General features: G+C 56.6%; 1 protein-coding gene. It reads left to right on the plus strand.

Annotation, left to right across the window (positions count from 1 at the left end):
* Window positions 1-81: 81 nt before the first annotated feature.
* Window positions 82-1,223 (plus strand): IS3 family transposase gene (locus B7G54_RS37785; RefSeq protein WP_106409077.1). Its coding sequence is split into 2 segments (ribosomal slippage): window positions 82-334 and window positions 334-1,223, totalling 1,143 coding nucleotides; the frame shifts between segments, so codons are not numbered across the junction.
* The last annotated feature ends 16 nt before the right edge of the window (window positions 1,224-1,239 follow it).

Consider the following 1,239-nt stretch of genomic DNA (forward strand, 5'->3'; position numbering starts at 1 on the left):
TGACCCTGACCCAAGAAATAGTCCGGCGCAAAAGTAGAGAAATTCGGCATGATGTGTCCAAGCGGACACGAAGGTCATGCCATGAAGACGAGCAAGTTTACGGAAGAGCAGATCGCATTTGCACTGAAGCAAGCCGAGCTGGGTACGAAGGTCGAAGAAGTCTGCCGCAAGCTCGGAATTAGCGAGGCGACTTTCTACAATTGGAAGAAGAAATTCGGAGGGTTRGGACCTTCCGAGTTGCGCCGGTTGCGCCAGCTCGAAGAGGAAAACGCGAAGCTGAAGCGACTTGTGGCGGACCTGAGCCTGGACAAGGCCATGCTGCAGGACGTACTCGCAAAAAAGCTCTGAAGCCTGCCCGTCGGCGCATGTTGATCGATGAGTTGCGTGATCGCTATCGAACAAGTCTGACGAAGACCTGTGCGTTGTTTGGCATGTCTCGTTCGCTGTATCGGTATCAGTCAGTCGCGCGCGATTCGTCGGCACTGCTCATGCGTATCAAGGAGATCACCTCCACGCGCGTGCACTACGGGTATCGACGCGTTCACGTGGTCCTGCGACGGGAAGGCTGGCGAGATAATTGCAAGCGCGTGTACAGGCTATATCGCGCGGAAGGYCTGTCGCTGCGGCATAAGCGGCCGCGGCGCAACAAGTCGGCACGCCTACGGCAGCCCAAGCATATCGTGACTACGATCAACGAAATCTGGAGCATGGATTTCGTTGCAGATGCACTGTTCGACGGGAGACGTCTTCGGACACTGACCGTCGTCGACAACTACACACGGGAATGCTTGGCCATCGAGGTCGGCCAAAGTTTGAAGGGTGAACACGTGGTCGAAGCGTTGACGCGTATCACTGCCATGCGCGGCCACCCGGCCACGATCAAGGTCGACAATGGCAGCGAGTTCATCTCGAAGGCAATGGATCGCTGGGCATATGAACATGGCGTTGAACTGGATTTCAGCCGACCGGGCACGCCAACTGACAACGCCAAGGTCGAAAGCTTCAACGGACGCTTCCGGCAGGAATGTCTGAACGCGCATTGGTTCTTGTCATTGGCCGACGCGCAGAGCAAAATCGACGACTGGCGCACGTACTATAACGAGGTTCGTCCCCACTCCGCATTGCAGTGGATGACGCCTGCCGAATTCGCCCGTCAGGCAAGGGAATCCGCCTCGCCCGACAACTCAACCAAGCCGGAAATCTCCACTTCCGATCGGGACTAAATCCGGTTCAGGGTCA

Source organism: Burkholderia puraquae (genome assembly GCF_002099195.1).
Taxonomy (GTDB): domain Bacteria; phylum Pseudomonadota; class Gammaproteobacteria; order Burkholderiales; family Burkholderiaceae; genus Burkholderia; species Burkholderia puraquae.